The following is a 25,150-nucleotide window of genomic DNA, read 5'->3' as shown; positions in this document are numbered from 1 at the left end:
CAGATGGCGCGACACAGGATCCGGTGGCCGGATATCCCGTGCTTCGGGCCGCTGGTCCGGCACAGTGGTGCACATGACCACCCCGAAAGGGCAGGCAGGAGGGTCTTCGAGCCCGAAACCGCCGCATTCACGGGTACCCGGCACGGCCGAAATCCTCGCCGCCGCGCAAGCCGCGGTCGAGGCCGCGCAGGCGGCGGCAGGCCAGGCGCTGGAATCGGCCCAACTCACCGCTGGTCACGCCTTCGAGGCCGCGGTCCGGCTGCCGCCCGCCTCGGCGCAGCTGGCCACGCAGTTGCCCGACCTCATCGAGAACCTCTCGGCCGCCGTCGACCGGCTCAACTCGACCCTCGATCGCCTCGACCGCACGTTGGCCCTCGCCGATCCGGCCTTCGCCGCCTACGATCGGCTGCTGCCGCGCCTCGAGGCGATGATCTCGCTGGGCGAGGACGTCCTCGGCGCGATGTCACGGCTGCCGGGAGCGTCGATACTCGGGCGGGTCACCGGAATGGGCGGGCGCTCCCGGCCCGAGGAGCAACCGCCGCCGCCCCCGAAGAAGCGACGGCGTTAGCGCACCGCGGTCCTGACCAGCAGCGCACGGTATGTCGCGGCGGCCTTGAGCAGGATCTCCCGGTACTCCTCGGACGGATCGGAATCGAGCACGATGGCGCCGCCCGCGCCGATGCGCCAGCGGCCGTCGTGGCGCACCGCGGTGCGGATGACGATATTGAGATCGGCCGTGCCACCGAGGCCGAGGAAGCCGATCGTGCCCGAATACACCCCGCGCGCTTCGGTTTCCAGCTCGTCGATGATCTCCATCGTGCGCAGCTTGGGCGCGCCGGTCATCGAGCCGCCCGGGAAACAGGCACGCACGCAATCGATCACGTCGACCTCGGGACGCAGTGTGCCGCGCACCGTTGACACCAGTTGATGCAGTGTCGTATAGGTTTCGGTCGCCATGAGCTTCGGCACGTGCACGCTGCCGATCCGGCACACCCGTCCGAGATCGTTGCGCAGCAGATCGACGATCATCAGGTTCTCGGCCCGCGTCTTGGCGCTCTCGGTCAGCTCGCGCCGCAGCCGCTCGTCCTCGGCCGGTGTGGCCCCGCGCGGGGCGGTGCCCTTGATCGGTTTGCTCTCCACCGTCCGGTCGCGATCGACCTTGAGGAAGCGCTCCGGCGAGGAACAGGCGATATCGAGTCCGTCGAATCGCAGATAGGCGGCATACGGCGCGGGATTGCAGCGGCGAAGCACCCGATAGAAGTCGAGACCGTCGGTGTCGGCCGCGGGCACGGACGCGGTGTCGGTGAGACAGATCTCGTAGGACTCGCCCGCCCGCAACTTGTCCAGGCAGCGAACGATATCGGCGAGATAGCGCTCGCGGCCGCGGGTGAACAGATCGGTGAGGGAGCCCGGATCCGAGGGCGGGTCGAGGGACGGCGGATTCGACCAGGTGGGCAGCGAATCCAGGACGGCGCTGGTGTCGCGCAGCCAGGTCGGTGCCGCGTGTTCGTCGGCGGGATCGGCGAGGGTCAGCAGGTGGGTGCGGCCCGCGACGTGGTCGACCGCGACCAGTCGATCGGCGAATATCCACTGCGCGTCCGGGGTGGCGGCGCGGTGGATGGCGGCGGCCCCGCAGTCCGCCTTGACCTCGTAGCCGAGATATCCGACGTAGCCGCAGGCGAAATCGAAAGGCAGATCGGGGATCTCGACCGTGCGACGACGCAACTGCTCGGCCAGGTAGTCCAGGATGCCGCCCGCGACCGTGCGCCGGTCGCCCGCGGAGTCCGCGACGACGACGTGGCCGTCGCCGACCCGGTAGCTGACCACCTCGGCCAGCGGGCCGCTCGCGTCGCCGAGAAAGGAGAATCGGTCCAAGCCGGGCTCGACGTGTTCGCTGTCGAGCCAGAAGGCGGTCGGTGAATCGCCGTAGAGGTGCGTGAACGCGGCCTCGGTGTCCACCGCCCGGTCGATGACGCGGTGGTGCAGTCGCCATCGTTCGGCCGGTTTCGGGATACGGGTCCCGGCGCCACGCGCGGTGCGATCCGACAGCCGCGGCGGGGTCGCGGGCGCGCGGTGGCGTGCGGTCTGCTCGGCGAAATTTCGCAGCAGCGCCGCGCCGTGTTCACCGGCGACGGATTCCGGGTGGAACTGCACGCCCCATTGCGGTCGGAGGCGATGGCGTACGCCCATGATCACCCCGTCGGGGCAGGCGGCGGTGACCTCGAGGACTCGCGGCAGCGGGCCGTGCGCGCACAGCGAGTGGTAGCGCACGGCGGTGAAATTCTGCGGAAGCCCGGCGAACAGGTCGCGTCCGTCGTGGGTGATCGGGTCGAGGTGACCGTGGCGGGCCACCGGGGCGGGATCGACGCGACCGCCCGCGCCCACCACGATCGCCTGATGTCCCAGGCAGACACCGAGCAACGGCAGGTCGGTCCGCGCGATCACCTCGGCCGAGATGCCGATATCGCGCGGGTTGTCGGGTCGTCCGGGGCCGGGGGAGATGACGACGTTGTCGAATTCGGCCGTGGCGAGTTCGGCCACGGAACCGAACTCGTCATTGCGCACGACCACCGGTTCGATCCCGTTCACCTCGCTGATCAGCTGATACAGGTTGTAGGTGAACGAGTCGTAATTGTCGATGAGCAACGTGCGCATGGTGAGCAGAACCCTACGCCTGGCCGGTGAGCGATAACTGTTGTCGGCTGCCTTCAGTCTTGGTGCCCCGGTCGTGCACAATATGTCACATGTCTGTTGCGCAGCCGGTGGAAGTGGATCGCGAGGTCGTCGACTTCGCGATCGTCGCAAAGTGGATGGATGAGCAGGGCTTACCGGCCGGCGAATTCGAGAAGGTGACCCCGCTGGGCGGCGGCACCCAGAACATCATGCTGCGCTTCGTGCGCGGCGGCCGCGACTACGTGCTGCGGCGCGGACCGAAACACCTGCGCGCCAAGAGCAACGATGTCATCCGCCGCGAGGCGCGACTGCTCGGCGCGCTGGACGGGGCCGAGATCCGCGCCCCCCGGGTCATCGCGGCGTGCCCGGACGAGTCGGTGCTCGGCGCTGTCTTCTATCTGATGGAGCCGATCACCGGTTTCAACCCGCAGACCGAACTGCCGCCGCTGCACGCGGGCGATCCCGAGGTCCGGCGGCAGATGGGCCTGTCGGCGGTCGAGGCCATCGCGCGACTCGGCGCGCTGGACTACAAGGCGCTGGGGCTGTCGGACTACGGCAAGCCGGAGGGGTTCCTGGAGCGTCAGGTGCCGCGCTGGCTCGGCGAACTCGAGTCCTATTCGGCCAATGAGGGCTACCCCGGTCCGCAGATTCCGGGCGTCGCGCAGGTCGGCGACTGGCTCGACCGCAATCGCCCACAGCGGTGGACCCCCGGCATCCTGCACGGCGATTGCCATTTGGCCAACATGATGTTCTCCTACGACAGCCCCGAGGTCGCCGCGATGGTCGACTGGGAGATGTCCACCATCGGCGATCCGCTGCTCGACCTGGGCTGGCAGATCGCGACCCGGCCCGAGCCGGGCACCTCGCTGTCGTCGCTGATCGGCAAACTCGGCCAGGTGGGCGGGCTGCCCACACCCGCGGAGATGGTCGAGCACTACGGCCGCTTCTCCGACCGTGACCTGAGCGCCGTCCCTTGGTATACCGTGTTGGCCTGCTTCAAACTGGGCATCGTGCTGGAGGGCACCTACGCGCGCACCTTCGCGGGTAAGGCGCCGAAGGACGTCGGCGAATTCCTGCACGCGATCACCCTCGAGCTGTTCCGTCACGCGCTGACGCTGGCGCAGTGATCGTTCGTGCCGCCGTCATGGTCGCCGTCGGTGTGCCGTCCGCGGCGACCGGGATCAGGACGGGGGCGAGGTGGCCGGGCGCGGCTGAATTCGGGACACAGTTCTGCAACGTGTTCCGGCCCCCGCGATCGCCGCATCGCTGAATTTCCGACACGACATTAGAACACGTTTCATTTTTCTCGCCGATCTCGTACTGTGGGTGCAGTCACATAGAAGCACCTGCATGCGAGAGGTCGACACGAATGAAGACGAAGGGCGCGATCCTGTGGGGGATCGAGGAGCCGTGGTCGGTGGAGGAGATCGAGATCGGCGACCCCGTCGCGGGCGAGGTGCAGATCCGCATGGAGACCGCGGGTATGTGCCACTCCGACCATCACATCGTCACCGGCGCGACGCCGATGCCGTCCTACCCCGTCATGGGCGGTCACGAAGGCGCGGGCGTGATCACCAAACTCGGCCCCAACTGCCCTGCCGATCTCCAGGTCGGCGATCACGTCATCCTGTCCTTCATTCCCGCCTGCGGTCGCTGTCCGGCTTGCGTGTCGGGAAATATGGCGCTGTGCGATCTCGGCGCGGGTCTGCTGCTCGGCCAGGCCATCAGCGACGGCACCTACCGCATCCAGGCCAAGGGGCAAAACGTCATTCCCATGTGCCTGCTCGGCACCTTCGCGCCGTACATGACCGTGCACCACACCTCTGTGGTCAAGATCGACCCGAGCATTCCGTTCGAGGTCGCCTGCCTCGTCGGTTGCGGTGTGCCCACCGGATTCGGCTCGGCCACCCACGTCGCGCAGGTCGCGCCCGGCGAGACCGCCGTCATCGCGGGCATCGGCGGCGTCGGCATGAGCGCCTTGCAGGGCGCGGTGCTCTCCGGCGCCTCCAAGGTGGTCGCCATCGACCCCAACCCCTGGAAGCGTGAACAGGCCCAGAAGTTCGGCGCCACCCACACCTACGCGTCCATGGCCGAGGCCATCATGCCGCTCATGGAGGCCACCGAGGGCCGGATGGCGGAGAAGGTCATCCTCACCATGGGCGAGATGCACGGCGAATACATCGAGGAGGGCCTGATCCTCACCGGTAAGGCGGGCACACTGGTGGTGACCGCGATGGGTCGCATGGACGAGAACGACGTCAAGCTCAACAGCTTCCTGCTGTCCATGCTCCAGAAGACGGTGAAGGGCTGCATCTTCGGCGGTGGCAATGCCCGCCAGGACGCACCGCGCCTGCTCTCGCTGTACAAATCGGGTCAGCTCAACCTCGACGACATGGTCACCCGCAGCTACTCGCTCGAACAGATCAACCAGGGCTACCAGGACATGCTGGACGGCAAGAACATCCGCGGCATCATCCGCTACACCGAGGCCGACTGGTAACGGTTTCGGCGCCGGGCGAGTCGGGCTCCGACCTCGATCACGAGGTCGGCGCCCGGCCTCGCCCGATGGGAAGCCCAAGATGCCCGCACCCGCCCGATGTGGCCGAAGCCTCGGCCGCATCGCCGTGGATCGTTGGTGCGGTAATGGTTCGAATACGGTACTGCCGGTAACGGCATACGCCCCCGGTGCGCCGTCCCTTACGCTCGCGGTGTGGGTGCACTCGAACAGATCACGCAATGGCCGGTCCGCCACGCGGCGGCCGCGATCGTCACCGACGACGGCACGCGTATCGAAGGCGACGGCGAGCGTGTGTTCCCGCTCGCGTCGGTGACCAAGCCGCTGGTTGCCTACGCGGTGCTGATCGCCGTCGAGGAGGGCGCGATCGAACTCGACCAGCCGGCGGGTCCGCCCGGTTCGACCGTGCGCCACCTGCTCGCGCACACTTCCGGCCTTGCCTTCGACACCACCGACGTCGTGGCCGAGCCCGGAACGAAACGGATCTATTCCAGTACCGGATTCGAGATACTGGCCGCCGTCGTCACCGAGTACACCGGCATCGCCTTCGACGAATACCTGCGCGAGGCGGTCTTCGAGCCACTGGGCATGACCACCTCGACACTGGCGGGCCCCGCCGGTCACGCCGCCCGATCCACCGCCGCCGACCTCGCGCGTTTCGTCGCCGAACTGCGCCGACCCCAACTGATCTCCGAACAGACCCACGCCGCGGCGATCACGGTCCAGTTCCCCGGTCTCAACGGCATACTGCCCGGCTTCGGATCCCAGCGCCCCAACGATTGGGGACTCGGATTCGAGATCCGCGACGGCAAACGTCCGCACTGGACCGGCGCGGCGAATTCCCCTCGCACCTATGGGCATTTCGGACAGTCGGGAACTTTCCTGTGGGTCGATCCCGTTAACCGGGTGGCGTGTCTCGCGTTGGCGGACGAGAATTTCGGTGACTGGGCGCGCGCCGCCTGGCCGGCTCTCAGTGATTCGGTCATCGCTGAAACGACACGCGGAGGCGACACACTCACGAAGTAACACCCGTAACACCGGGCACTCCAGTACACTCAGGCAACGCCAGCAGTGGACGGGTCGTTGGGGAAGACGTTCCTCGTCGAAGCTGGAGGTGTTAGTGGTGCGCGCATCAAGTCAGTTCGCGGACGCGACGGCGGGTGTGGTGTGGATCCACTCGTCGCCTGCCGCGCTGTGCCCGCATATCGAGTGGGCACTCACCTCGGCCCTCGGTTCCCCCGCCAAACTGCGGTGGACCACGCAACCCGCCGACGGACAACTGCGCGCAACCAGCGACTGGGTCGGCCCCGTCGGCACCGCCGCCCGAATTGCCCAATCCTTGCGGTCGTGGCCGGTATTGCGTTTCGAGGTCACCGAGGACCCGAGCGACGGCGTCGACGGCGAACGCTACAGCTTCGTCCCCGCCCTCGGCCTCTGGCACGGCTCCACCTCCGCAAGCGGCGACGTCACCCTCGGCGAAATGCGCCTGCGCGCCATGCTCCAAGCTTCCCGAGAACTGGGCAAGTACACCACCTACGACCTGGCCTCCGAAATCGATCGCGCCCTCGGGACGGCCTGGGACGAGGAACTCGAACTGTATCGCTGCGGAGTGGACTCCATCGGCGCGGAGGTCACCTGGCTCCGCCGCGACGTCGGCTGAATTCCGCCGCCCTGCCCGATCGCCGAGGCGCTCACCGCGCGGAACCCGGACATCCCTCAGCCGCTCGAGTCCAGTCCCTGCCTGCCATCGGCCTCGTGGTCGATCAGCCGACAATCGGCATTCCTGTACGTTCCTCGGCCCTGGGGCGGTTGGCATTTCGTGGCGAGCACAGCCGTGACGACTAGCGCTGGTAGTGCGAGTTGACGCAGTCCTGCCCGGTGTAGTTCGGTCCAGCGTGGGCGTCGGCGCCGAGATAGCGCAGCTCCCAACAGGGCAGGCCGTGTCCGGTGCGAGTGAGTCGGTGGTTGCGTGCGTCGTAGCGGAATCCGTTGCGACGAAGCGAGGTGGTGAATGACCTACCGATCAGTGAGCCGTCGGCCCACCGGATCGAGGAGGCGTCGAAATTGGCGACGAGTTGTCCGTCGGTGGTGAGCCAGGATGCCATCCGGGTCAGCGCGGCGATCTTGTCGCCGACGTAGTGCAACACATGGACGGCTGTGACGAGGTCCACCGGCGCCTCCGGCTGCCATGTCAGCACCGATCCGGTGATCAGATCGACTCCGGGACGGGCGGGACCGGCGAAGTAGCCGACGAGGTCCAAGCCGATGATCTCGACGTGTACGGACACAGACGCCGCGGCATCGAACAACGCGCGACCACTACCGCATCCCACATCCAGCCACCGCTGTGGCGCCTGCCGTGCTGTCAGCCATGCGACCGGATCGAGTCCGAGTTCTCGGCGATACGCGTCGATGCGGCGCTCGCGGTTCATCTCGGAGTTCGCCACGACCGCGGTCTGTTCCAGGTCGGCGTCGTCGAGAAACTCGGTCACATCGACATCGTTCCCGGAAAGTCGAACGAATGCACGCCCGACACCGATGTCGTGTATGAAAAGCGACGTTCGCCCGGGTGACATGCCGTCCGGATAGCTCGGTTCGCGGCATTACCGGATGTCCGGGACCGAGCGGTCGATTCGGAGGAGCCACCGGCGAGTTCGGTTTCTGCCGGAGGTGCTCGTCCTCAGGTCGATCGGCTACCGCGGGATCGGGTATGCCAGGTGTGCACCGCCGTGGCGACGAGCGCGGGATCGTCGCATTGCGGGAAGTGCAGGCCACGGGGGACGGTCGTGTCGGTCAGGTCGGGACGGAGCGTGCCCCAGCCACGTCGGAAGCGGAAGTAGTCGCCGAACTGACCGAGTATCGTCAGTGTCGGCCGATCGGTGAGCAGCGCCATACCGCGCTCCGCGGCGGTCGACAGCTCGCGGTCACCGGTCACGTCGGCGAACATTCGGTGCGGAAATCGACGCCTGTCGTGGTCACGCAGGCCGCGTCGCCATGCTCGCTTCGTGGCGCGGTCCCAGTGTCGGCCTGCACCGAACCGGGTGGCACTGGCCCAGGCCAGTATTCCGGTGCGCGCCATCGTCTCGCGCATCGCGGTCGAGCCGAAGAACCGCAGGGCGAGGCGCAAAATGCCACGGGGTGTCCAGCCGAAGGTGTTGACGGCGACGAGTCCGGTGACCCGCGCGGCCCACGCGGCCGACGAATCGACCGCGGCGAGGGTGGCCCAGCCGCCGGTGTCGTGCACGACGAGAGTGACCTCACGCAGGTCGAGATCGTCGACGAGCCGTACGATCGCCGCCGCCGCGCCCGACAGCGACGGCGGCGCTGGGTCGGACAGGCCCGATCCGGGAACGTCGAGGGTGAGGCAACGGTATCGGTCGGCGAGTTCGGCGATCATGCCCTTCCAGAGCAGGGACCACAGACCGACATGCACCATGAGCAGGACGGGACCGTCGCCGCCGGTGTCGGTGTAGACCATACGGCGACCGTCGACGTCGACGGCGCGCAAAGGGTAGGGCCAGACGCTTTCGGGCAGCCATTCGGGGCGGATGCTGTGGCGATGCTGTTCGATGTCGAGTTCCATACCCACTGAGGACGGACTACCCTGCCAGAGTGTGACGGTCACATCGGGGTCACCTCGTACGTCCTGTTGGATATGACCGAACCGACCGTGGACATCGCCTGGCGTCGGCACCGCAAACGCGTGCTCGATGTCTGCTACCGGATGCTCGGGACGCTGACCGATGCCGAGGACGCCGTTCAGGAAACCTTCGCACGGCTCACCCGCACCGGCGTCGACGGCATCGACGATGTGGAGGGTTGGCTCGTCAAGGTCGCGGGACGGGTCTGCCTGGATGTATTGCGGGCCGGTTCGACGCGAAGGAAATACATCGGTCCCTGGCTGCCCGAACCGTTGGTCGAGCCCGTGGGCGACGAACCGGATCCGGGTGATCGGGTGACTCTCGACGAGAGTGTGCGACTGGCGCTGCTGGCGCTACTACGGACCCTCGCGCCCGCCGAGCGGGTCGCGTTCGTGCTCCACGACGTATTCGGTCTGACCTTCGAGGAGATCGGCGAGATCGTGGGCCGGACACCGACCGCCGCGCGCAAATTGGCCAGCCGTGCCCGCGCGGCGATCCGCGACGACGCCGAACCACGCTTCGACGTGCCCGCCGCCGAGGCCACGAGGGTCGCGCAGCGGTTCGCGGATGCCTGCGCGGACGGTGATCTCGACGCGCTGGCCTCCGTCCTCGCCCCGAATGTGGTCGGCGAATTCGATTCCGGGGGCCGGATCCCCTACGCTCCGCAGGTTCCGCAGGTCGGATCGGAGTTGGTGTCCGTGGTACTGGCGGCCGCCTTGTTCGGTGCCGCCGCGGACTTCCGGGTCGCCCGCGTCAACGGCGGGCCCGGTGTCGTCGTCTCGCTCGCGGGCCGGGTGATGGCGGTCATCGGTCTCGAAACCGACGGCAGGCTCGTCCACGCGATCCACGCGGTAGGCAACCCGGACAAGCTCGCCCACCTCAATCGTTGACGAGCGACCCGATCCGACCTCGCCCCGGGGTCCGGCGATGGTTGGACTTCCCGCGCGCCCTCGACCGGATCGGCCCTTCGCTGCAAGGTGAGTTGTCGTGCGATGTGTCGAACGGATGAGAATGAAATCCACCGTTCGGCGAGAGCAATGCGGGCAAAGCTCAGTCCTGGATTGCCCCCATGCCCTTACGCCCTGTTGTGCGCCAGTAGCTACCGCCGTAGAAGTACCAGGATTGGGACTCGAGGAATTCGGCTGCGGTGTACGGAGTCAATGACTCGACCATCTCGGCTGCGATGACCGCGCGGTACCACTGTCCGGATTCCCGGTACGACTCGTGCTCGTAGAAGTAATGGAGCCATTTGGTACCGCAGTGGGCGCAGGTCTCGATCGTCACGTCGGCATATCGCCAGCTCGAGTCGTCGACACCGACGTAGTGGGATTCGTAGTCGCCGGCATTGAATGGTGGTGTCATGCAACGGCATTGGGGCACATCGGCACTCACGGTCGACCTCCGGCGGGATCTTCGGGGACGGAGACATTGTTGGCGCGGAAGCGACCGGCCCCGAAACCACTGCAACCGCGGCACCGCGCCGAGAGTCCTCGGTGCGCCCACGTGCGACGCGAACCACGGTCGAACCGCCGATAACACTCGGACGCGACCGCCGCCACCGGATCGGCGGCCGATTATCCTGTCTCCTCACTCCAGTCCCGCAACGTCACCGGCATCCAAACGCGTAACACGGGCCCCTTCGACGCGATCCACAGGTAGGGTCAGCGCTACGGAGGGGGACCAATGACTATCAACCTTGTGCCACGGGATTTTTCACGTGTTGTCGAGATCCTCAGTGCAATGCCGGATTTCCGGACCGTTCAGTCCCGTGTGGATCTGGTGACGGATGTTTTCGCCGGGACTTCACGATCCGACGACGTGGTCACCACGCTTGATCTCGACGGTCCGCCGCGGGCGGTCGCGGTCCGGGTGGTGCAGCGCTTGCAGTCGTTCGGGCAGGACGAACCTGGACAAGAGACGTTGGGCGTGCTCATCAATAAGATGCTCGCGTACCTGGGCGCGGGTGAGCAGGCCGACGACCTTCGCGATGTGCTGGCACGGTATCCGTTCACGACCACACCGACCGCGGATTCGCGCACCATAACCGGATGGTCCGGCCGGGAATCGCCCGCCGCGGTTCGCGAGAGGATCATCGGTGAGAACACCCTCCGCGACGTCTACATGTTGGAAATGGCCTTGGACGCGGCCCGAGCCGTCGTGAGAATCCGCACCCCGACCGCGCTGGGCACCGGTTTCCTGGTCGCCCGCACGCTCGTGATGACCAACAACCACGTGATTCCCGACGCCACCACCGCGGTGCGCAGTGAATATGCCTTCAACTACCAGATCGACAGACATCACCGGGAAATGCCGGGCACCATATACGCAGCCGAGCCGGACGGGCAATTCTACACGAATCGGCAGCTGGATATTACGGTCGTCGAATTGCACGGCGCGGACGACATTCGACCGCTGAAGTTGCGGCCTCAGCGAGCTGTTCGCGGCCAGCGGGTGAATATCATCCAGCACCCCGGCGGGCACTACAAGAAGATCTCGATGCAGAACAACTTCGTCGCCTATGCCGATGAAAGGCTCATCCAGTACACCACTTCCACCGAACCGGGCTCCTCCGGGTCGCCGGTGTTCGACAACGCGTTCGAGGTCATCGGTGTCCATCACGCGGGTGGCATGCTGGCCGAGCCCGGGAGCACCGAGCGATATCTGCGCAACGAGGGGATCAGCGCGGTCGCCATCCTCGCGGATCTGGCCGCCCATGCACCGCGGCTCGCCGCGACAATCACCGGGTGACGCGATGGCCGATCTCGAACCGGGCCTTTCGTTGGATGTGCAGCGCTGGCTGCGTCCGCACCTGATCACGGACGACCAACGCGTCGTTGCGCTCACGCACTTGCTGAGCCAATGGCCGGGACGGACCGACCTGCGCTGGGGAGCGCCCGCCGGCGCCTTCACCGCGGAGCTGGTGGACCTGTTGCCGAACGAAATGCTCATCGAGGTGCTGAGTGCGGTGGGCGCTGGGCTCGGCGTCGAGCAGCACCGCGCCGCCGAGGAACTGTGCGCACGCGTCGACGCAACGACTGCCGCGGCTCGCCACGGGTCCTTGCCCGCCCTCCGGATCAAGATGGCTCCTGCCCGGCGGGCAGACGTCGGCGGATCCGTCCTGTTTCGCGCCGCGGACCCGGCGGAGCCGGAGACGACGCTCTCGATCGAGGCCATTCGCGCCGCATGGCGGGGACTGATCGTGTTGGTCACGGACTTTCCGCTGGATGCCGAACAATCACTGGCGGCCCTCGCCGAGGCAGATGGTCCGACACTGTGGATCGCGGGCGAAGATCTGCTGAGCCCGGACCCACCACCGCGCTTCGCGAACGTCGACGACGGCCGCAGACTGGCGGATTCTCCGCCGGGTTCACTCCTGGTGGACTTTTCGGCGGTTCGTCCCGAGTGGGCCGAGGACGAACCCGGCCGGGCAGCCGAAACGCTGCGAGTGCTGCTTGCGTGGGCCGAGGCGAAAGGTCACCGGGTCGCGCTCGGTGTACCACGTTACGTGCTGTCGCTGCTGGGTCCGGATTCGCCGCACCGCTGGTACGGGCAGGTGTACCGGGCGGCGGAGCTGTTCTCGTCCCGATACGCGCACCGCGCGGAGCACTGCGAACAACTGCTCGGGGCACCGCTGCCGCTGCGCGAGATCCTGTTTCCGTTGCTCTCGGCCAACAGCGTGTGCCTGCCCCGGCAGGTCGCCGAATTGCTCGCGCGCGGATCTCGTCGCAGGCCCCGCACGGAGCCCGACGAGATCGCCCTCGCCCTGAGACTGGCGCGCGGCCTGACGGCGTACGGATTCTACGAGATCGCCTACCGGCTCGAGGTGCACTGCCGGACGAGATCGATACGCACCGGGGCGATTTCGCTCGCGGTCGATCTGCTGCCCGCCCCGGGAAGTCCGGAGAAGGATCGCGTGGTCGGCTTCGTGTCCTCGACCTCCGAGTTGCCCGCCAGTGTGCGGCGGGCAGCCCTCACCGGTCCGACGGGCGTGGGCAAGTCGATCGCGCTGGGTGACATCGAGAATCGGTGGTCGATACCGCGCAATGGCGAGCTCGACGAGTGGATCGTCCCCTACCTGCCGCTGTATGTGTCGTTGAGCGGGGCGAGCAGTCCGCGGCGCAGGATCGATGAGCACATCGCCGGTGACGGGTTCCGGTGGTTCGCATACGGCGAGGAACGATTCGAGCTCGGCTGTCACACGCTGATCGGGCGTCTCGGGTCGCTGGAGGCGATGCGCCGCCTGTTCGGTTCGCCCGTGCTGCTGCTCTTGGACGACGCCGACGAGGTCTCGGTCGATGCTGCCGGCGATCTCGGGCTCGACACGAGATCCAAGCACGACATGGGTCTGCTGCTGGCGTCGCGCGGCAATCGCCTCGGACACGCGTTGCGGCTCAAGGAAGCTCGGATTCGCGAGCTGGACGAGGAGCGGGTATCCCTGCTTGTCCAGCGGCAGCGGGGCGATCCGTCGTTGATTGGGCTCCTCGGTGCGCACGGTCGTGCGATCACGCGGCACCTGCGCAATCCTCGTTTGCTGACCCTGCTCTGCGAGCTGGAGCTGACCGGGGACGATCTCGCCGACGCCAACCTCGAGATGATCATCGAACGATTCGTCACGCGCCGGTCGACCGAGAACGGCTCCGCGCGGGCGGCCGGTGAACATCCCGAGCGGCTGACACGGTGGCTCGCCGACGTGGCATACGAACTTCTGACGGCCCCGGGCCGGATACGGCGTGCCACACCGGAAGAACGCGCACTGGTCGCCGACGTTCGTGGCCGGGGCCTGTTACGAGAGCACGCGGACCGCGACCACATCGAGTTCGGCTTCGAAACACTCGCCGACTATTTCGCCGCCCGGCGACTCGCCGCCGACATCGGCCGGCGAGGGGTGAACTCGGTGGTAGAGCCTCACATCCGACAGATCGTTGCCGACTCGCCGACCCGATGGCGCGATGTCTGCCGGATTCTCGCCGCCCTGCTGCGGGAGCAGGACGCACACAGGTTCATCGAACTGCTCGCCCGGCACGACCTGCGGCTCGCTCACGAATGCGCCGTCGAACTCCCCGCTGAGCGCGGCAGGATCGGCGCCGATACCGCCGCTCTCCTGGTGCGCCGCATCGTGGCGGACCGCGACACAGACGACCGTGTCGAGGATGCCAGGGCACTGGGCAGGCACGACCCGCGGATCGATGTGGATGCACCGCTCTTCGGCCTGGTCGAAGTCCCGGCCTCGGAACGGCAGGGCCCGTACCGCATCGGGAAGTATCCGGTCACCACCATGGAGTTCGCCCGGTTCGTCGCGGATGGTGGGTATCGCACGCCTGCCTGGTGGAGCCGTGCAGGGTGGACGTGGATCCAGAAGCACCACATCGCCTTTCCGAGGTACTGGCACAACCATGTGATCAGCAGGCCCAACCATCCCGTGACGGGAGTGAACTTCTTCGAAGCCGGCGCGTACTGCGCGTGGCTGACCAGCCGTCACCGAAACCTGGTCTTCCGGCTGCCATCGACCCTGGAGTGGGATCGGGCGGCACATGGCGACGAACGCGTCCTGCGACTGGTGCTCGACATCGCCTCCGGCGCGTCGGGGCCCGAGGTCGGACAACCGGCCGGGCGCGGACGGCGCGGCCGTTCCCGAGAGACGCACGGGAATGTGCCTCCGGCCGTTGTGGACGACTTCGCGATGGCCGGCGAACTGCGCGGGGATATGGATCGTGTACGACAAGTCACCTCGATCATCGAGGAGTACCTCGTCCCGCACCAGGAGCAGCTGCGATACGAAGTGCCCGCGCCGGTCGGTGTTTTCGCGGCCAACGGCCTCGGCATCCACGACCTCTTCGGCGGTGTGTGGGAATGGTGCAACACCGCAATTGCCCAGGTCTCACAGACCGAACGACTGTACGAAGATCTGTCCCACAATCCGTCCATAGCCAACGGCGTCGCGGTGGCCATCAAGGGCGGCGGAAGTCCCTCGGGGGCCTACAATCCGATCTGGCTGCTCATCGGCGGCTGGTTCGATCCGCTGGTGCGCTCGCATCGGCTTGGCTTCCGCGTGACGTGCCATCCCGAAATCGCCGGGGCGAGTACGAGAACGAGGTAACCATGGACCGAGAAGCCATCATCGACCGGACCCAATTCTGGCTCGCCGAGCCCGCTGTCGTGCCCGAGCGCCGCTTCGTCGGGCGAAAGCACGAACTGCTCATGTGCCAGATCGCCTGGGGCGTCAGCGACGACGGCACGCGGCTGATCGACAACGGAGTCCCGCCACTGAGCTTCCGGCTGGAGGGGCCACCGGGATTCGGCAAGAACGAAATCGTCTACGAGATCGCGCGCCGACTCGACATGCCGCTCTATATATTGCAGGGCCACGAAGAATTCACGCCCGAGGATTTGGCGCTGCTGCTGACACCCGACCCGAATACGGTCGAAGGTGACCCGCTCAGGTTGGTCCTTCGCGCCAGCCCCCTGGCAACCGCGTTGTACGAAGGAGGGCTGTTCTTCTTCGACGAGATCAATCGCGTCCCCGAGCGCGCGTTGAGTCCGCTTGCGTCGGTGCTCGACGGCCGGCAGTACATCTACTCGGCCATCACAGGCATCAATATCGGCCCGCAGGACGAGGAGGCCAGGGCACGGTTCCGGTTCTGCTGCGCGCTCAATCCGTCGCTGAGCAACGCCGGGCACGTGCTGCCGGAGTACATCGAGCAGCGGACCCTGCCGGTGATCGAGATATTGAAACCCCCCTACGAGGATCTGCGTACGATCATCCAGACCGCCCTCGACCCGTCGCCGGAATTCCTCGACGCCTTCGAATCGTGGTACACGCAGGAAGAACGCGACGATGTGTCGGTGCGGCAAGTGGTCGCACTCATGAGATACGCGATGAACTACGCGGACAAGGTCGGCGGAGACAAGCTCGGGATTCTGCACAAGGTGTCGTCACTGATCTTCGGTCGCAAGAGCTGAATCGGCGGGGCGACCATGAACAGGTTGTACATCGAACAGGGCAATATATTCATAGTCCCCGTCCTACGGCACCGGCTCAATTTCGCGGTGCAGGTGCAACGAGTCGCCCACGATATCGAGCTCGGCGGGCGCGATATCGTCGCCGTGGCCCTTCCCGAATCCGCCCGTGTGCGAATGCTGGAGGCAATAGCCAAACTTCCACAGGTCTCCCTGGTCATCTCGTCGGTGAGCGATGCGGACCAGCGCGAAGTCTTCCCGGTCACGCCCGCCGATGGCATTGTCGAGGCCGTCCGCATCGCCATCGAACGGCAGATCCCGCTGCGTTTCATCGATCAAGAGGTCGCACCGGGGCACTTGATCGACCATTTCTGCGTGAGCGACGAAGACTGGCCGGACGACGGGTACGCCCTCGAGCGCGGTGCGCAGAAATGCCTCGACCTGATCGGCAAGCGGCTCACTCACCAGCCGGCGCGGTTCGAGCCGGTGGACAGCTGGAGGGAGCTGCACATGGCCGCTCAGCTCCAGGAGATGGCAGGCCGATATCGTCGAGTCCTGTTCGTGTGTAACGCGACCCATGTCGAACCGACCCGCAGACTCATGCGCAAGCCGGTCCCGCCCGCCGACGCCGACCGTACGCCGCTGCCGCGCCTGGACTACCAGATCAGGCAGCCGAGCCTGGTAATCCTCATGCGCTATCTCGATTACATTCCGCGTCTGGTCGAGGCATACGAGCGGCAGCGGGCACGGGGAAAGGCGCACCTGTTCGATAAATTCGGCGCACTCGTGGCGATCATGCACGAACTCAACGACGAGTCGACGGACCTGAACCTCTCCATCCGGCACTACCAGGCGTTCGCCCGGATCTTGACCGGGCTGCTGGACAGCATGGGGCGAATATCCCCGGACTTCGATACCGTGGTGTGGGCGCTGGAAACGTGCTTCCCACCCGTTTTCCGCGAACGGACGCAACGCCACCTGCTCGGATACTTCGACCAGGTGAAAGTCGAGCGGATCGGCCGGATCAGCGGTTCCAAAGAGCCCGTATTCCAGATGAATACGGCCGCGCAGAACACCAGCCGGAATCTCTATGTCGCCCGCAGTTGTACACAACTGGATCACTACTACGAATATATTCGCGTACCCGGTGAGCGGTCCCCCGACGATATACCCGATACCGCGCCGGATATGTCGCCGGGCGTCACCATCGACCTCGATCCCCCGGCACCACCCCCCGGTGCGAACAAGAGATCTGGTGACTGGAACGAGACTTGGCCGCCCTCGGATGTCTTCAGAATCGATATGCGACACAAGGCATTCCGGCTCGCCGGACTACGGAACACCAGCCGTGTGAAGTCGCACGAATTTCGCGGCTCGATGCAGGACGGCCTCGACCTGCGCAGAACACTGCGCAGTTACTACCGCTCACAACCTAGACTCTATGTCAAACAGGAGATGCGCGTCCGACGACAAATCATCGATCTCGACGAGCCGGTGCTGTGGCTGTTCGACGACTATGCCTCGGTGGATTTCGACAAGCCGGAATACGATTCGAGATACACCTGGGCAGGTGAGAGAAATCCGGAGCGCGTACTCGAACTGTACGTGCTGGATATATCACGAAAAGTCATCCCCTTCGAGGACCGGTCGGGGGCGCCGGCCGAGATCCGACTCGACCCTGTCCACGCCCTACTCACCTTCATCGACTGGAATTTCGAGCTGCCGACCGAAGAGAACTTCCGACGTCTGGGTAGACAACTCGACCAGCGGTTGCCGCTGGTCGACGAGGTGCACGATTTCGGTGATCTCTGTGCCGATATGTCCGTGTCATATCAGCTCAACCTGTCGAATGCCCGGTGGTGGGAAGTGCTGCTCGCAACGGCACTGCACCACGCGAAGGATCGGGTCGTGCTCGTGGCACCGCAGAAGTTCATCGTCCCCGAGGCAATCGCACGACGTTTCGCGGCCGAGCGAAAAGACATTGTGCGCATATCCATGAACGGCTTTACCCGTGACGAACTTCGGCTTCTACAGACATACCATTCGCTCGCGCACATCCATGAGCCGGTCGGCGATCCGTCGGCCCCCGAACACCGCGCCTTTGTTACTGATCACTTCGGCGACCTCATGAAACGGTTCTGGGCCTGACCCGCTCCATGTCATCAACGCGGCTGGTCGACAAGCCTCCGCATTGAACGCTCGAGTTCGCCGCCTCCGGAATTGCCTTGGGAACACGGCTGGACGTCACCAGGGTAGTATTCGGCAGTGCCGTTGCGATTGCGGGCCCTACCGCCGAAGATCCGCGCGTGGAAGGGCGTGGTGGCGGAACGATCCAACCGCTGGCGATTCCGTCGATCCAGCCGCGAAGCGAACAGGCCCCTGCAAAGGCGTGCCAGCAGTTTTCGCCACCGATCGGCTCGAGTGAGTCGGCCAGCGAGCTTGCCGTCGCCGAAGACGAGCTGAACGCGTTGACCGAGTCGATTCGCGATTTCGTCGTCATCCTCTCGTAACGCGACAGCCGCGGATGTCCGGTAATCGGCATAATCGGACGTTCCGTGCGTACGCCAACGGCCCGAGATAGCCTCGGGCCGTCGATCTCCTGACTGTCGCATCTGGCCCCCGGCGGGGGTTCCGACAGCATCCTCGATTATGAAATCCGACTGGGGACTTCGAATATGCCGCTACTTGACCGAGTTGGCCAACTGATCGGCATATGGGGCGGTGAATTTTCCGACAATGGGAAGCTCTGCGCGGACACCGCCGGTGTTGTTCGCCTGGACCATGGCCATGATCCAGACCACGACCGCGAAGACCGCTACTACCAGTCCGGCGAGGCTGACGATTATCCCCAGGGCTCCGAGGAGCGAGCCGACGATGCTCAGAACGATATTGACCACCGAGACCGCCCCGAAGAAGACGATCGATTGCGCGGCATGGAATTTCACATCGGGATCGTTCTTTCCGACGAATAGGAAGATGATTCCGGTGAGCCACCCCAGTGCGTACGAAAGGATCGCGCTGGTCTTCTTGTCCAAGCCTGCGGACTGCGGTTGGTTCGTGGGAGGTTGAGAAGATGTCATGGGATGAGTAGATGCCGGCCGCGCCACCTACCGATCCCAGGTTTCAGCGACATCGAGTGATTCCGAGGGGCCGGCCGACATCACTCGTCGGACAGCCCTCGGCTGTCGGAGCGGCTGGAGGGTCTGGCGCGTAGCTGGTCGTCGGGCCGGATCGACGCCGGAACTGGCCGAGCTGGTCGCGGAGAACCGCAACCTCGCCCAGCAGATCCATGACGGATTAGGCACGGTGCGGCTGCCTGACGAGGGCGGTGTCGATTCTGACCACCGGGTAACGCCCGCGTCGCGGCGCCACCCGGCGGTCAGGCGCCTTCCTCAGCGGCGCGGACCTCAACCCAGTTCCTGAGACACCACACCTAGTTGTGCTCGTCGGTGTCCGGCAACGGGCTGGCGTAGTGCAGGACACGGATGAATTGGTATTCGGTCCGTTTGCGCTCGCCGAAGCGGTCGGAGCTCTTGACCGTGCGCACCTCGATCCGCAGATACACGTCCCACGGAAGGGTCTTCGCTTTCTCGGGCGGTACTTCGACAATTTCGAACTTCCGCTTGTTCTGGCGCAACTGCACCTGTGCGAACTCGTTGCCGAGAGTGGCGCCCGCGAGGTACCCAGCTTCTGTTTCTACCTCGACTGTTCCTTGTGGTTCGAACAGGCGGTTTGCGCGGCTGCGGCCGCGGCTGATGAGTCGAGACTTCCGTCGTCGCCATCGCCGGTCTGCTCGCGGACCCGAGAGCGGCGCGACAATATTCGACGTTGCACATATGTTGCACGCCAGCCTACACTCGATGCCATGACCACCCAGGCGAGGAAGAAGACCACAGCTTCGGGCACACGCAGATCGGCGAGCTCCACCACCGGCATCCGGTTCAGTCAGGCCGACAAGACCTTGGTGGCCAAGCTGGCCAAGCCGGACGAGACCACGGCCGATGTGATCCGCCGCGCCCTCCACGCACTGGAACACCAGGAATGGATCCTCGCGGCCCAGCACGAAGCCGAACGGATCGATGCCGCGGGCGAAGACCTCAACAAGGAACCCGACGCCTGGTGATCCGCGCCGCCGTTCATCGGATCGACTTGGGGCGCAACGATCGAGGTCGAGAGCAACAGGGCAAACGCTACGGCGTGATCCTGTCCGAGGTCGATTGGTCCATGGTCACGGTAGTGCCCACCTCCACCTCCGCCCAACCATCCCGATTCCGCCCACAGATCGAACTCCTGAGCCAACCCACCCTTCTCCTGGTGGACCAGATCCGATCACTGGACAGCCGATACGTTGGAGAAATGGTCGGCTACCTACCCAGAGAAGACATGAAGCGACTCGAGCACGCCATCACGCGCTATCTCGGACTATGACAAGTTCGTGCCATGCTGTGGGCGCAGAGGGGATCGAACCCCCGACCGCTGGTGTGTAAAACCAGTGCTCTACCGCTGAGCTATACGCCCGGAACCATCGGCGGGATTCCGACGGTGCGGCTTATGAATCTAGCGCGGCGAGCGCATTCTCCCAAGCCGCCTGGTCACGGGGCTCTCCGGGGCCGTTCATCTCGGCGAAACGGATGATGCCGTCTTTGTCCACGACGAAGGTGCCGCGGTTGGGGAACCCGGTTCTGTCATTGAAGACGCCGTATGCCTGGGCGATGGCGCCGTGTGGCCAGAAATCGGACAGCAGCGGGAAGGTGTAGCCCTGTTCGGCGGCCCAGATCTTGTGGGTGGGCGGGGGGCCGACGGAGATGGCGAGGATCTCGGCGTCGTCGTTCTGGAACTTGGGCAGTTCGTCACGGACCTTGCAGAGCTCGCCCTGGCAGATGCCGGTGAAGGCGAGCGGGTAGAAGACGATCAGGACGTTCTTCTTGCCCCGGAAGTCCGACAGGCTGACTTCCTGGTTGTTCTGGTCCTTGAGGGTGAATTCCGGTGCGACAGTGCCCACTTCGATCGGCATACGCGAATCCTCCATCGGGTCGGGTTCCCACCGGGCGATGCGACACCGCCCGGCGAAACCATAGCGAAAAGATCAGCGCTGCTTCGAAGGCGCCTTCGGCTGAACCAGTCGGCTGCCGATCCACCCACCGAGGCTGATCGCGGAGGTCTGCGTCAGGCCCGCCGTTGGGGCGGCTTCGGCGATCTCGCTCGGATCGACATGGCCAGGCTGACCGGTCTTGGGGGTGAGAACCCAGATGAAGCCGTCGTCGGCGAGCGGGCTGATGACTTCCATCAACTCGTCGGCCAGATCGCCGTCTCCTTCGCGCCACCACAGCAGTACGGCGTCGACGACCTCATCGGAGTCCTCGTCCACCATCTCGCCGCCACTGGCGTCCTCGACATCGGCCCGCAGGTCGTCGTCGGTGTCCTCGTCCCAGCCCAGTTCCTGGACAACCATGCCGTGAGTAATGCCAAGCTTCTGAGCGTAGTTCTGCGCGTCCGCCGCGGCGACCACGGTGGTGTCCTCCTCAACTCCCGACAGTAGGTAGTTGCAAGCGAACATGGTTATCGGCCCGAGCGCAAGCCGATCGACCGAAATCCCACCGAATGTCGCGCGGCGAAGCGTGTGATCTCACCGTGTGGGACGGATGGAGGCGTTCGGGTGGGGCGGTTCGGCTACGGCGCGGCGCCGGCGACCGCTCAGCGTTTGGGACAGGCGTCGCGGACCGCGTTGCGGGCGTCGTTGACCCGTCTGCTGGCGTCGTTGAGCGGTCCCACGGGGGCGGTGTAGGTCATCTTCCTTGTCTCGACGGCCAGCTGCCGCGCCGCGGCGACGTATTCGGTGAATTTGGCCGACAGGTCGTCGGGCAGTGCGCCGCCTGCGGTGCTGACCCCGCTCTCGACCTTGGCCGCGGCGTCGTCGAGGGTGGTCGCGGCCGAATCGCGCTTGGCCGCGTAGTCGGGGGCGTTGGAGTCGTGGGCGTCGACGAAATCGTTGTACGCCTTCACGCCCACGCCGGTGGTGGTGGGGAAGTTCCCGCAATTGTCGGAGACGGCTTGGGCCTGGGCCGCGGCGCGACGGGAGGAGGTCGCAGCCGCAGAGGATGCGGCGGCTTCGGTTTTGTACGAGGCTAGATCCGTGGCGTTCGGGTTGGCGGTTCCCTCGATCCGATCCGCGCATCCCGCGACGGTCACACCGGCGACGACCGCAGCGGCCGCGCACACCAATCCGAACCCGCGTGGGTCCAGCACGTTCATCGTCCTCCCCGCTCGTGCGGAAAAACTACCGGGTAACCCATTGCCGAGGAAACCGTACTGGATTTCTTGCTGACATGATGACCGGGGACGCACCTTCGGCAAGGATGGGAGGTGCGCCCGAACCGTCGTAACGGGTGGTGCGCCAACCAAGCGCTCCGCCCGGGGAAACAGACGCCATCAGCTTGTCCGACCCCTGTACGAGGAGCAGCTTTGACCGACGTGATCCATTCGTCCGCTCCAGCGAAATCCGCTGGCACCGATTCCGTCCCCGCGGCCAACGGGGCGCAGGCGCAACCTGCGGGTCGGGTCAGGGTGATCCGCGAAGGGGTGGCGTCCTATTTGCCGGATATCGATCCGGAGGAAACGAGCGAATGGCTCGAATCCTTCGATGAAATGCTCGATCGGGAAGGGCCCGGCCGCGCTCGCTATCTGATGTTGCGCCTCTTGGAACGCGCCGGTGAACGTCGGGTAGCCATTCCGTCGCTGACGTCCACCGATTACGTCAATACGATCCCAACCGAGAACGAGCCGTGGTTCCCCGGCGACGAAGAGGTCGAGCGTCGCTTCCGCGCCTGGATCCGCTGGAATGCCGCGATCATGGTGCATCGCGCGCAGCGTCCCGGCATCGGTGTCGGGGGCCACATTTCGACCTACGCGTCCTCGGCGGCGCTGTACGAGGTCGGCTTCAACCACTTCTTCCGCGGCAAGGACCACCCCGGCGGCGGTGACTCCATCTTCATCCAGGGCCACGCCTCGCCCGGCATCTACGCGCGCGCCTTCCTCGAGGGCAGGCTCGGCGCCGATCAGCTCGACGGTTTCCGGCAGGAGTACAGCCACGGCGGGCTCGGGCACGGTCTGCCCTCGTATCCGCATCCGCGCCTGCTGAACAACTTCTGGGAATTCCCCACGGTGTCCATGGGCCTGGGTCCGATGAACGCCATCTACCAGGCCAGGTTCAACCACTACCTGCACGATCGCGGTATCAAGGACACCTCCGATCAGCACGTGTGGGCCTTCCTCGGCGACGGTGAGATGGACGAACCGGAGTCGCGCGGACTGGCGCACGTGGCGGCGATGGAGGGGCTGGACAATCTGACCTTCGTCGTGAACTGCAATCTCCAGCGCCTCGACGGCCCGGTGCGCGGCAACGGCAAGATCATCCAGGAACTGGAGTCGTTCTTCCGCGGCGCGGGCTGGAATGTCATCAAGGTGATCTGGGGTCGCGAGTGGGACGCGCTGCTCGGCGCCGACCGCGACGGCGCACTGGTGAATCTGATGAACACCACGCCCGACGGCGACTACCAGACATACAAGGCCAACGACGGCGCGTACGTGCGCGACCACTTCTTCGGTCGCGACCCGCGGACCAAAGCGCTGGTGCAGGATCTGTCGGATCAGGAGATCTGGAATCTCAAGCGCGGCGGTCACGACTACCGCAAGGTCTACGCCGCCTACGCCGCGGCGATGGCGCACAAGGGCCAGCCGACGGTGATCCTCGCCAAAACCATCAAGGGCTACACCCTCGGCAAGCACTTCGAGGGCCGCAACGCCACCCACCAGATGAAGAAGCTGACGTTGCAGGATCTCAAGGACTTCCGCGACCTGCAACGCATTCCGATCTCCGACGCCGAATTGGAGAAGGACCCGTACCTGCCGCCGTACTACCACCCGGGCGCCGACACCCAGGAGATCCAGTACATGCTGGACCGGCGCAAGGCACTCGGCGGGTTCCTGCCCGAGCGTCGGACCGTGGCAAAGCCTCTGCAACTTCCGGGCGACGAGGCGTACCGATCGGTGCGCAAGGGTTCGGGCAAGCAGAACGTGGCCACCACGATGGCGCTCGTGCGCCTGATGAAGGAGCTGCTGCGCGATAAGGAGATCGGCAAGCGGATCGTGCCGATCATCCCGGACGAGGCCAGGACCTTCGGCATGGACTCGTGGTTCCCTTCGTTGAAGATCTACAACCGCAACGGGCAGTTGTACACATCCGTCGACGCGGAATTGATGCTTGCCTACAAAGAGAGCACTGTCGGGCAGATTCTGCACGAGGGCATCAACGAGGCCGGTTCGACCGCGTCGTTCACCGCGGCGGGCACCTCGTACGCCACCCACGGCGAGCCGATGATCCCGCTCTACATCTTCTACTCGATGTTCGGATTCCAGCGCACCGGCGACGGACTCTGGGCCGCCGCGGATCAGCTCGCGCGCGGGTTCGTGCTCGGAGCAACCGCCGGGCGAACCACGCTGACCGGTGAGGGCCTGCAACACAACGACGGGCACTCGCTGCTGCTGGCCTCGACCAACCCCGCGGTGGTCACCTATGACCCGGCCTTCGCCTTCGAGATCGCGCACATCGTGCGCGACGGTCTGCGGCGGATGTACGGTGGCGGGACCACCCCCGAACACCAGGCGGCGCTGCCCGGCACCGAACCGGTGCGCCGACCGGACGACAGCTTCGGCGGCGAGGACATCTTCTACTACATCACCCTCTACAACGAGCCGTATCAGCAGCCCGCCGAGCCCGACGGCCTCGATGTCGACGGTCTGCTCAAGGGCATCTACCTCTACAAACGCGGGGGCGAAGGCGATATCCGGGCCCAGATCCTGGTTTCCGGCGTCACCGTGCCCGACGGCCTGCGCGCCCAGGCGCTGCTGGCCGACGAATGGGGCGTGCAGGCCGATGTCTGGTCGGTGACCTCGTGGGGCGAACTCCGCAAGGAAGCGCTGGCCAAGGAGATCGCGGCGCTGCGGAATCCCGGCGCGGCGCCCGCCGTGCCGTATGTCACCGAGGCGCTCTCGCGGGTCGACGGTCCCTACGTCGCGGCGACGGACTGGATGCGGGCGGTGCCGGATCAGGTGCGCAAGTGGGTGCCGGGCGATTTCACCACCCTCGGCACCGACGGGTTCGGATTCTCCGACACCCGACCCGCCGCACGCCGGGTCTTCAATGTCGACGCTCAGTCGATCGCGGTGGCGGCGCTGGAAGGTCTGGCCCGCACGGGCAAGATCGACAAGGCGCGGGTGCTCGCGGCGGCCGACCGGTATCGCATCCACGATGTCGACGCCGCGCCGAAGCCGGCCGCGAGCGCGGACGAAGAACTGGCATAGCGGA

At 65.7% G+C, this 25,150-nt stretch carries 24 protein-coding genes and 1 tRNA gene; 14 read left to right on the top strand and 11 right to left on the bottom strand.

The genetic code is table 11. From position 1 onward, the window contains the following. Positions 1–73 precede the first annotated feature (73 nt). Positions 74–568: a hypothetical protein gene (locus APZ21_RS12035; protein WP_054813420.1), complete on the top strand. Its 495-nt coding sequence runs from the start codon at positions 74–76 to the stop codon at positions 566–568. Here the strand turns inward: APZ21_RS12035 and pabB are convergent. Further along, positions 565–2,655, bottom strand: a complete 2,091-nt coding sequence (pabB, locus tag APZ21_RS12030) for an aminodeoxychorismate synthase component I (protein ID WP_054813361.1) — start codon at positions 2,653–2,655, stop codon at positions 565–567. The two genes, APZ21_RS12035 and pabB, sit on opposite strands and share 4 nt — an antisense overlap. Before the next feature lie 89 nt (positions 2,656–2,744). Between pabB and APZ21_RS12025 the strand changes: the two genes are divergently transcribed. The 4 genes from APZ21_RS12025 to APZ21_RS12010 all read left to right on the top strand — a co-directional run bounded on the left by APZ21_RS12025 (position 2,745) and on the right by APZ21_RS12010 (position 6,848). Then, positions 2,745–3,800, top strand: coding sequence for a phosphotransferase family protein (locus APZ21_RS12025; protein WP_054813360.1), 1,056 nt, complete (start codon positions 2,745–2,747; stop codon positions 3,798–3,800). Between the two features lie 242 nt (positions 3,801–4,042). Next, entirely contained in the window at positions 4,043–5,173 is a 1,131-nt protein-coding gene (locus APZ21_RS12020) for an NDMA-dependent alcohol dehydrogenase (protein ID WP_054813359.1), read from the top strand. A 210-nt stretch (positions 5,174–5,383) separates the two neighbouring features. Beyond that, positions 5,384–6,214, top strand: a complete 831-nt coding sequence (locus APZ21_RS12015) for a serine hydrolase domain-containing protein (RefSeq protein ID WP_054813358.1) — start codon at positions 5,384–5,386, stop codon at positions 6,212–6,214. Between the two features lie 97 nt (positions 6,215–6,311). Beyond that, positions 6,312–6,848, top strand: coding sequence for a DUF3145 domain-containing protein (locus APZ21_RS12010; RefSeq protein ID WP_054813419.1), 537 nt, complete (start codon positions 6,312–6,314; stop codon positions 6,846–6,848). Positions 6,849–7,029: 181 nt separating this feature from the next. Here APZ21_RS12010 and APZ21_RS12005 read toward each other — a convergent pair whose 3' ends face one another. Together APZ21_RS12005 and APZ21_RS12000 are read right to left on the bottom strand one after the other, a co-directional pair. Next, entirely contained in the window at positions 7,030–7,680 is a 651-nt protein-coding gene (locus tag APZ21_RS12005; RefSeq protein WP_204249092.1) for a class I SAM-dependent methyltransferase, read from the bottom strand. Between the two features lie 188 nt (positions 7,681–7,868). Then, the gene (locus tag APZ21_RS12000) at positions 7,869–8,813 is read right to left on the bottom strand and encodes an alpha/beta fold hydrolase (protein ID WP_156371017.1); all 945 of its coding nucleotides are present in this window, start codon (positions 8,811–8,813) and stop codon (positions 7,869–7,871) included. A 30-nt stretch (positions 8,814–8,843) separates the two neighbouring features. On the opposite strand from APZ21_RS12000, the gene APZ21_RS11995 reads away from it, so the two are divergent. After that, positions 8,844–9,719 carry a sigma-70 family RNA polymerase sigma factor gene (locus tag APZ21_RS11995; RefSeq protein ID WP_054813356.1) on the top strand — a complete coding sequence of 292 codons (876 nt, stop codon included), beginning with the start codon at positions 8,844–8,846 and terminating at the stop codon, positions 9,717–9,719. A gap of 160 nt (positions 9,720–9,879) precedes the next feature. Here APZ21_RS11995 and APZ21_RS11990 read toward each other — a convergent pair whose 3' ends face one another. Continuing rightward, positions 9,880–10,191 carry a hypothetical protein gene (locus APZ21_RS11990; protein ID WP_054813355.1) on the bottom strand — a complete coding sequence of 104 codons (312 nt, stop codon included), beginning with the start codon at positions 10,189–10,191 and terminating at the stop codon, positions 9,880–9,882. Between the two features lie 321 nt (positions 10,192–10,512). Here APZ21_RS11990 and APZ21_RS11985 point away from each other — a divergent pair, with 321 nt between their 5' ends. Genes APZ21_RS11985 through APZ21_RS11975 form a run of 3 tightly spaced genes read left to right on the top strand, consistent with a single transcriptional unit; the run spans position 10,513 to position 15,789 of the window. After that, positions 10,513–11,577 carry a trypsin-like peptidase domain-containing protein gene (locus APZ21_RS11985; RefSeq protein ID WP_082393028.1) on the top strand — a complete coding sequence of 355 codons (1,065 nt, stop codon included), beginning with the start codon at positions 10,513–10,515 and terminating at the stop codon, positions 11,575–11,577. A gap of 4 nt (positions 11,578–11,581) precedes the next feature. Next, positions 11,582–14,926, top strand: coding sequence for an SUMF1/EgtB/PvdO family nonheme iron enzyme (locus tag APZ21_RS11980; protein ID WP_162240331.1), 3,345 nt, complete (start codon positions 11,582–11,584; stop codon positions 14,924–14,926). 2 nt (positions 14,927–14,928) lie between these two features. Then, the gene (locus tag APZ21_RS11975) at positions 14,929–15,789 is read left to right on the top strand and encodes an AAA family ATPase (protein WP_054813352.1); all 861 of its coding nucleotides are present in this window, start codon (positions 14,929–14,931) and stop codon (positions 15,787–15,789) included. A 63-nt stretch (positions 15,790–15,852) separates the two neighbouring features. Here the strand turns inward: APZ21_RS11975 and APZ21_RS35085 are convergent, their stop codons facing one another. Beyond that, positions 15,853–16,587 carry a hypothetical protein gene (locus APZ21_RS35085; protein ID WP_204249091.1) on the bottom strand — a complete coding sequence of 245 codons (735 nt, stop codon included), beginning with the start codon at positions 16,585–16,587 and terminating at the stop codon, positions 15,853–15,855. Here APZ21_RS35085 and APZ21_RS11970 point away from each other — a divergent pair. Then, complete coding sequence (locus APZ21_RS11970; RefSeq protein ID WP_204249090.1) at positions 16,573–17,934, top strand: hypothetical protein; 1,362 nt, start codon at positions 16,573–16,575, stop codon at positions 17,932–17,934. The two genes, APZ21_RS35085 and APZ21_RS11970, sit on opposite strands and share 15 nt — an antisense overlap. A gap of 77 nt (positions 17,935–18,011) precedes the next feature. Continuing rightward, on the top strand, positions 18,012–18,296 hold the full coding sequence (locus APZ21_RS11965; RefSeq protein WP_156371012.1) for a hypothetical protein: 285 nt from the start codon (positions 18,012–18,014) through the stop codon (positions 18,294–18,296). 171 nt (positions 18,297–18,467) lie between these two features. Here APZ21_RS11965 and APZ21_RS11960 read toward each other — a convergent pair whose 3' ends face one another. After that, the gene (locus tag APZ21_RS11960; protein WP_239476590.1) at positions 18,468–18,821 is read right to left on the bottom strand and encodes a DUF4870 domain-containing protein; all 354 of its coding nucleotides are present in this window, start codon (positions 18,819–18,821) and stop codon (positions 18,468–18,470) included. Between the two features lie 398 nt (positions 18,822–19,219). Continuing rightward, positions 19,220–19,429, bottom strand: coding sequence for a hypothetical protein (locus APZ21_RS34710; RefSeq protein ID WP_054813348.1), 210 nt, complete (start codon positions 19,427–19,429; stop codon positions 19,220–19,222). Between the two features lie 222 nt (positions 19,430–19,651). Between APZ21_RS34710 and APZ21_RS34705 the strand changes: the two genes are divergently transcribed. Next, entirely contained in the window at positions 19,652–19,909 is a 258-nt protein-coding gene (locus APZ21_RS34705) for a hypothetical protein (protein WP_054813347.1), read from the top strand. Continuing rightward, positions 19,906–20,214, top strand: coding sequence for a type II toxin-antitoxin system PemK/MazF family toxin (locus APZ21_RS11945; RefSeq protein ID WP_162240330.1), 309 nt, complete (start codon positions 19,906–19,908; stop codon positions 20,212–20,214). Before APZ21_RS34705 ends, APZ21_RS11945 begins: the two co-directional genes overlap by 4 nt. 18 nt (positions 20,215–20,232) lie before the next feature. Here the strand turns inward: APZ21_RS11945 and APZ21_RS11940 are convergent. From APZ21_RS11940 to APZ21_RS11925, 4 genes are all read right to left on the bottom strand, one after another. Next, positions 20,233–20,304, bottom strand: a tRNA-Val gene (locus APZ21_RS11940). Positions 20,305–20,335: 31 nt separating this feature from the next. Then, complete coding sequence (locus APZ21_RS11935; protein WP_054813416.1) at positions 20,336–20,800, bottom strand: peroxiredoxin; 465 nt, start codon at positions 20,798–20,800, stop codon at positions 20,336–20,338. Between the two features lie 72 nt (positions 20,801–20,872). After that, entirely contained in the window at positions 20,873–21,295 is a 423-nt protein-coding gene (locus tag APZ21_RS11930; protein WP_054813415.1) for a DUF3052 domain-containing protein, read from the bottom strand. Between the two features lie 185 nt (positions 21,296–21,480). Further along, entirely contained in the window at positions 21,481–22,038 is a 558-nt protein-coding gene (locus APZ21_RS11925; RefSeq protein WP_054813346.1) for a hypothetical protein, read from the bottom strand. Positions 22,039–22,350: 312 nt separating this feature from the next. On the opposite strand from APZ21_RS11925, the gene aceE reads away from it, so the two are divergent. Continuing rightward, positions 22,351–25,146, top strand: a complete 2,796-nt coding sequence (aceE, locus tag APZ21_RS11920) for a pyruvate dehydrogenase (acetyl-transferring), homodimeric type (RefSeq protein WP_371852372.1) — start codon at positions 22,351–22,353, stop codon at positions 25,144–25,146. Positions 25,147–25,150 lie beyond the last annotated feature (4 nt).

Source organism: Nocardia arizonensis, assembly GCF_001310275.1.
GTDB lineage: Bacteria > Actinomycetota > Actinomycetes > Mycobacteriales > Mycobacteriaceae > Nocardia > Nocardia arizonensis.
The sequence above is the reverse complement of the archived record's forward strand: the minus strand, read 5'-3'. Positions and strand labels throughout refer to the sequence as shown.